9 protein-coding genes and 1 pseudogene are annotated in these 6,414 nt (G+C 70.7%); 5 read left to right on the top strand and 5 right to left on the bottom strand.

All coding sequences use genetic code 11. The features are described 5' to 3' along the window. Together VF468_15840 and VF468_15835 are read right to left on the bottom strand one after the other, a co-directional pair. Window positions 1-499, bottom strand: a 499-nt coding sequence (locus tag VF468_15840) for an MMPL family transporter (GenBank protein HEX5879764.1), incomplete at its 3' end; no start/stop codon positions are given. Window positions 500-617: 118 nt separating this feature from the next. Then, the gene (locus VF468_15835; protein ID HEX5879763.1) at window positions 618-1,244 is read right to left on the bottom strand and encodes a hypothetical protein; all 627 of its coding nucleotides are present in this window, start codon (window positions 1,242-1,244) and stop codon (window positions 618-620) included. A 109-nt stretch (window positions 1,245-1,353) separates the two neighbouring features. Between VF468_15835 and VF468_15830 the strand changes: the two genes are divergently transcribed. From VF468_15830 to VF468_15820, 3 genes and pseudogenes are all read left to right on the top strand, one after another. Further along, window positions 1,354-1,749, top strand: coding sequence for a cupin domain-containing protein (locus VF468_15830; protein HEX5879762.1), 396 nt, complete (start codon window positions 1,354-1,356; stop codon window positions 1,747-1,749). 61 nt (window positions 1,750-1,810) lie between these two features. Beyond that, window positions 1,811-2,322: pseudogene (locus tag VF468_15825) on the top strand (transposase). Window positions 2,323-2,402: 80 nt separating this feature from the next. Next, complete coding sequence (locus VF468_15820) at window positions 2,403-3,215, top strand: transposase (GenBank protein HEX5879761.1); 813 nt, start codon at window positions 2,403-2,405, stop codon at window positions 3,213-3,215. Between the two features lie 71 nt (window positions 3,216-3,286). Here the strand turns inward: VF468_15820 and VF468_15815 are convergent, their stop codons facing one another. The 3 genes from VF468_15815 to VF468_15805 form a co-directional block, all read right to left on the bottom strand. After that, window positions 3,287-3,493 carry a hypothetical protein gene (locus tag VF468_15815; protein ID HEX5879760.1) on the bottom strand — a complete coding sequence of 69 codons (207 nt, stop codon included), beginning with the start codon at window positions 3,491-3,493 and terminating at the stop codon, window positions 3,287-3,289. Between the two features lie 192 nt (window positions 3,494-3,685). Next, a complete protein-coding gene (locus tag VF468_15810) occupies window positions 3,686-4,018 on the bottom strand; it encodes a sigma factor (protein ID HEX5879759.1) in 333 nt (110 codons plus the stop codon). A 157-nt stretch (window positions 4,019-4,175) separates the two neighbouring features. After that, the gene (locus VF468_15805; protein HEX5879758.1) at window positions 4,176-4,733 is read right to left on the bottom strand and encodes a hypothetical protein; all 558 of its coding nucleotides are present in this window, start codon (window positions 4,731-4,733) and stop codon (window positions 4,176-4,178) included. Between the two features lie 580 nt (window positions 4,734-5,313). Here VF468_15805 and VF468_15800 point away from each other — a divergent pair. Further along, entirely contained in the window at window positions 5,314-5,871 is a 558-nt protein-coding gene (locus VF468_15800) for a hypothetical protein (GenBank protein ID HEX5879757.1), read from the top strand. Window positions 5,872-5,967: 96 nt separating this feature from the next. Next, the gene (locus tag VF468_15795; GenBank protein HEX5879756.1) at window positions 5,968-6,414 is read left to right on the top strand and encodes a DUF4386 domain-containing protein; all 447 of its coding nucleotides are present in this window, start codon (window positions 5,968-5,970) and stop codon (window positions 6,412-6,414) included.

Genomic DNA, 6,414 nt, shown 5'->3' with positions numbered 1-6,414 from the left:
CGGCCGGCCCGGTCACATAGGCCCCGAGCCCGCCGGTGTCGGCCTGGGAGATGGACCGCAGCTCCTCGATCCTGGGGGTGAGCTCCTCCCAGCCGTTGCCCTCCTCGGAGATCTTGATGGGCACGACCACCTGCAACGCCCGGCCGTCCTGGGACGGGATCGGCCCGATGATCTCGCCGGTCACGTCCTGGACGCCGGCGAACGCCTTGACGTCGGCGGCGACCTTGGCCTGGTCGGCCGGGGTGACGGCGCCGTCGGGGCGTTCGTACACCACCAGGGCCGGGAAGATGTCGCTGGGCGTGAACCGCTTGGCCAGCTCGACGACCTGGGTGGACTCGGCGTTGTTGGGCAGCCAGGCCGACGAGTCGTTCTGCTGGGCGCTGTTCAGCTTGCCGGCCAGGGGCCCGGCGACCGCGAACACCACGATCCAGAAGGCCAGGACCACCCACTTGGTCCAGCGCCCGCACAGAAGAGCTGCGATCCGTCCTGTTCCGCTCATGACACCCCCAGCCGCAACGGCCAACGCCGCCGACCACGATTCACCCTGACCTCCAGCAGATCAACCCAATTCATGATGCCAGCTATAGCGCAGCCCCCCGACAGCCCGCCGTCCGTGGCTAGCCGAACTCGACCACCAGGACCTGGCTGAACCGGGGCCCGTCGATCTGGAGCCCGTAGCAGCCCGGGCCGGCGCGCAGGCGGGTCGGCCGCCACCAGCGGCCCTGCGACCCGGCGGGATAGGCCGCCGCCGGGTCGAGCACGTGGACCAGCCGGGACCGCTCCTGGCCGTCCTGGAAGGTGATCTGGTCCCTGGGGCTTCCCAGCCGGTGGCCGCGGACGATGGCCGGGCCGCCCAGGGGCGTGGGCGCGTCCCAGTAGGCCACGGCGGAACGGTCCAGCCGGCCGTCGCTGGCCGCCCGGAACAGCACCGGGTAGACCGGCCCGTCGCCAACGGCGACGGCCGCGACCGGGCGCGCCGGGGTGACCGGCGGGCCGACCGCCTGGGAGGCCGGGCAGGAGCCGTCGCGCCGGAGGCCGGGCAGCCGCAGCGGCCGCCGCAGCGCCGCCGGGATCGCCGCCGGCGGCGGGGCCGTGACGATGCTGGCCTCGGCGGTCGTGGGCGGCGGCGCCGTGGGGGCCTGCGGCCGCCGGTCATCGGGGAGGTCCAGCAGCCGGCCGGCCAGCGCCAGGCCGCCGAGGGCGGCCAGCACCGCCAGGAGCAGCCCCCATCCTCGCCAACGCACCAGCCGTCTCCCTCCACGACCGCAGGGCAAGGCTAGCGGAATTGCCAGCCGGCACCGGCCTGACCATCATCACCTCCACCGTCGAGCCCGCAACGTAAGGAGCAGACCGTTGGAGATGCTGCCCAGGGAGCCGACCGTCAAGGGCCCGGCCGAGCGGTTCACCGGTGACGTCTGGTTCGACGTCATCGCCAAGGGCGAGGAGCCGTCGCGCATGCGGGTCAACACCGTCCGCTTCAGCCCCGGCGCCCGCACTGCCTGGCATGCCCACGCGGTCGGCCAGACCCTCTGCGTCACCGAGGGCGTCGGGCTGGTCCAGTCCCGCGGCGGCGCGGTCACCGAGATCCGCCCCGGCGACGTCATCCACACCCCGCCGGGGGAGTGGCACTGGCACGGCGCCGCCCCCGACCGGTTCATGACCCACCTCGCCATCTGGGAGGCGCCCGGCTCCGGTCCGGAGTCGGAGTGGGGCGACCTCGTCACCGATCAGGAGTACGGCGGCCGCTGACCCGCAGGCGGCGGAGCCTGGCCCAGAGGAGGAGACCGTGCCCCGGCCGGTGTCGAGAGGGATGGATGGCTGGTGGGATGTCGTGCCAGGTGAGCACTGCCATTGGGGCGCCGCGGGTCCTTCTCTGGCTCACAGCCAGCAGCTCGGAGCAGAGGAGGACGCCGTGCTGTTTGTTGGGGTGGACTGGGGTGAGGCCCACCATGATCTGTGCCTGCTCGACCAGGACGGCAACCTGCTCGCGGCTCGGCGGATCGCTGATGGGCTGGCCGGGGTTAGCGAGCTGCACGCCCTGGTCGCCGCCCATGCCGAGAACCCAGGACAGGTGGCGGTGGGGATCGAGACCGACCGGGCCTGCTGGTCGGCGCGCCGCTGGCGGCCGGCTACCAGGTGTATGCGGTCAACCTCCGGGTGGTCAGCCGCTACCGCGGCCGGCATGGCAGCTCGCGGGCCAAGTCGGACCGCGGGGACGCCAAGGTGCTGGCCGAGCTGGTCCGCACCGACCGCCACAACCACCGGCCGGTCGCCGGCGACAGCCCGCTGGCCGAGGCGGTCGAGGTCCTGGCCCGAGCACACCAGAGCCTGATCTGGAGCCGGCAGCGGCACGTCAACGCGTTGCGCAGCGCGTTGCGCGAGTTTCCCGGGCGCTGGTCGCAGTGGGCGCCCAGCTGGGCGAACTCGAGGCGCTGGCGGTGCCCGAGCTGGCGCCAACCGCCGAGCAGGGCCGGCGGCTCACCCGCGCAGCGGTGCGGCGGGCGCTGCTCCGGGCTGGCTGGCGGCGCAACCTGCAGGCCCAGGTGGTGGCCGTCCACGACGCGCTGGCGGCACCGCAGCTTGCGGCACTTGAGCCAGTCGAGGCGGCCTACCGCGAGGTGGTCGGCGCCTTGGTGGCCATGCTTCGCTGCTGCAACCAGCAGGTCGCCGCCTCGGAGCAGCAGCTGGCCGCCCGGTTCAGCGCCCACCCGGACGCGGCGATCCTGCGCAGCCAGCCCGGGCTCGGTACGGTGCTGGGCGAGTTCGGCGACGACCCACACCGGTATGCCACCGCCAAGGGCCGCAAGGCCTTCGCCGGCACCGCACCAGTCACCAGATCCTCGGGCCTGCGCACCGTGGTGGTCGCCAGAGCGGCGTGCAACCAGCGGCTAGTGGACGCCTGCTACCTGTGGGCATTCGCGGCCTTGACCGCCTCGCCGGGCGCGCGGCGCTGCTATGACACCCACCGGGTCCGCGGCGCCACCCACCACCAGGCGCTGCGGCCCTCGGGAACCGGCTGGTCGGCATCTTGCACGGCTGCCTGGCCCACCGGCTGCCCTACAGGAACAGGTCGCCTGGCCCGCCGCCTGACCCGGGTGACGGGGGGTGCAACCCCCCGGCGATACTGGCCAACTGGATCGCCCGGCCCAGCGTGGTGCAGGTGGGCCAGGATCCCGCAGCCGCCCTGCCTCCTCGTCCACCGTTATGGCGGCTGATACCGCACATCACCCTCCGATCTGCTGCCGCTGCCACACCAGCGCCGATCACCCGAAGGGCGGCTGCGATGCTAACCGGGCTGGACGCGCAGCAGGGCCGCATGGGCGGTGTCGACGATCCAGACCGACCCATGGCCGACTGCCACTGCCGGCGCCCGACCGTCGACCTGGAAGGTTCCGGTGACCTTGTTGGTCGCCAGGTCGATGCGGGTCACCCGGCCGCTGTCGCTGCTCACCCACAGTGACTCGGCGTCGGCGGTCAGGTGCTTGGCGACCACCCCGACCGGGATCTGGGCGAGCGGTCGCCTGGAGTTGGGGTCGTACCGGTAGATGGTCTGGGTGGTGATCCCGGCCTGCCAGACGCTGCCCCACCCGCCGCGAGGGCGCCGTCCCCGGGGGTGACGCCACAGCCGGGCGCCGCTCTTAACCAGACCGCGCCGGCGCCGACAGCCAGGTCATCCAGCGTCGGCTCACGCCGGCCGGCGAGGCGGGGCGAGCGCGCGGGCCTCGAGCAGCCGCCGCCGCAGCCCGGAGGTGGCCAGGTTGGTCGCCACCCGTCGGACCCAGGCGGCCTGGTGCTCATAGGAGCCGACCCGCTCCCAATTCTGGTAGGCCCGCAGGAAGGCCTCCTGGGCGATGTCCTCAGCCGCGGTCCGGCTGCCCGACAGGGCATAGACCAACATCACGACCCGGGGATACTCCTCAAGGTAGAAGTGCTCAAAGCGCCCGGGAAGCCGGACGGCCCAGGACCCGCCATCCCCAGCGGCAGGGGCAGCGGGTCGGGTGGGTCGGGCTGCCGGCATCCCCCCTGGGCCCTTCAACCTCGGAAGCGTCCGCGTGGCAACAGCGCACGCGTGATCGGAGGCTGACCGTACCACGGACCCGATCTCGCGAATGCGCGGACCTCACCCGCTCCGCTATAAGCGCTTGGTCGTGTCGTCGCTTCCGTGCGACGCGGCGTCAGCCGATGAGGCTAGTGATCAGCGCGCAGAAATCGAAAGCCTCCTCGAACCCGGGATGGGGGCCGGACACCCGGACCACCACCGGGTCCTCAAGGAACACCCCTCCCGGCTCGCTGTCCCCAAGGGTGTCGAACACATAGGAGAGCGTGATCATGCCCCGATCGCGCAGCACCACCCGCCCCGAGCTGTCCTCGACGACGAACGGCTGGCCCGCCTCATGCGTCAAGAAGGTGAAGACCGTCCCCTCTACCTGGCGGGGCTGGACCTCCTTGAAGATGGCGTTGCCCCGCACGACCACGAACTCGCCAGTTTCCGGGTTGGTGATCACGTCGCGGTACTGGTAGTTGTCCTGGAAGTAGAAGAACTGCCCGTCGGTGGCCGGGGTGGCATCCTTGATCATCACCCGGCCGCTGAAGGTGCTCTCGACCTGGAATCCTCCGCAGTCGGTGAAGGAGTCGGTGCCCGAGTAGCGTTCGTTGACGATGGGCGCGGCGTTGGCCGGCAGGGCCACCAGGAGCCCCAGCAGCGTCCCAACCACCAGCACGAGCGCACGCACACCCGAGGACCTCCGGCGCCGGCGCATTCCCGCAAGATCTCCCATCGATCTCCCCCCTCAAGGGCCAGCCTCCCGAGGCTGCCGGACGACAGCCCAAGCTTTACAACGATCGGGAGCCATTTGGGGTTTACCGCGGGCTCCGCCAGACTCTCGCTAGCCGCGAAGACCCGAGCCCACCGCACACCCTGCTAGCCGGACTCCGTACCGAGCCGCCGTCACGATCGCAGAACGCCGCGGAGTGCGGCCGCCCGCAGGGCCGGCCTTGAGTTCGTAGAGAAGGTTCTCACGCGAAGCTCACCAGCACGGACATGACGGAGCGGAACGCTGGCATGCTGCTCGGTCACCCGCGTCCCGCTCCCCGCTACGCTGGTCGAGCTGCCTACTGGTGCTGGTTCCTCGTCGTCCTGGTCGTGGTCGCCGTCGCCCACCGCAGGCGTAAGCCAGCCCTGGAGTTATGTACCTTTGATCCGTTACGGTTGGGGTTACCGAGCTTCAGGCCCCTTGGCCAGTGCTTGCTCCTGAACGAACGCTCGTTGGCCCATGACGACCAGTTCCTAAAACGACAGGGGAGGCAGAGACCATGCGTCGCTTGATCCGTCGTTCCATCGCCGTCGCCGTCGCATCGATCGCCATCTCGATGTTCGTCTCGGCGGTTCCGGCGGCCCAAGCCGCCCCCGTGCACTGCCTCGAGCAGACCCACCAAGGCGCTTGCTATGAGTTGGTCTGGGTCAACGGCGTCGAGGTGAGGATGACGTTCCCCCAGGCCGGAAACCCGCTCCCCACCATCCCGAACGCCAAGGTGCAGAACTTCTATGTGATCGCGGCGCAGACGGATACGCCGCAGGGCTTTGTCCCGGCGATCCACGATCACACGATCCAAGCCGCGCCTGGGGATCCCGGCTGGACGCCGTTCATGCACGGCTACTTCGTGGTCTGCAGCGCCAAAGGGCTCACGAGCGGCGACTGCGTGGCCGTGGTCAGCGACTTCCCTGGCTTTGGACCCCTGCCGCTGGCGCAGAGTGTGAACGGCGAGCCGCTGACATCCGCCGAGACGATCGAGGCCGGCATCGACGCGGGCCTGCTCGACTTGGTCGATACGACCGCGGTGTTCGTCGGGACCGTCAGCCCTGCGAGGTAGCGAAGCGGCCTCTGCATTTCGGACGAGACGCAGATCTGCAGATGTCGGGCTGTCAGGGGAGTGCCAAAGGCGGGCCGCGCGGACGGGAGGGACCCCATGAACTACCGGAGGATCGCGACCTTCACCGGGTGGTTGTGGATCATCACCTTCGTGACCTCGATCCCCGCACGATTCTTCTTCTACGCTCCGGTGCTCGACCACGAGGGGAACTACGTCACCGGCGCGGGGACCGATGCCCAGACCCTCATCGCCATCGGGGCCGTGCTGGAGCTGGCACTGATTATCTCGAACGTCGGGACGGCGGCGGTGCCGTACTCGATCCACAAGCGCGTGCACGAGGCGGGCGCCGTCGCCTATGTGACGGCGCGCCTGGTGGAGTGCACCTTCATCGCCATCGGCATCGTCTGCATGCTCGCCATCTCCAGCCTCCGCCAGGACGCGCCCCTGGGACCGACGCCGCGGTCGGGCAGGGCATCTTCGCGGTCTATGAGTGGACGTTCCGGATCGGGCCGGGGGTCTTCGCCGGCATCGCCAACGGCCTGA

The organism is Actinomycetota bacterium, from assembly GCA_036280995.1.
Lineage (GTDB): Bacteria > Actinomycetota > CALGFH01 > CALGFH01 > CALGFH01 > CALGFH01.
Note: the sequence above shows the minus strand (reverse complement) of the source record. Positions and strands in the feature narration are given on the sequence as shown.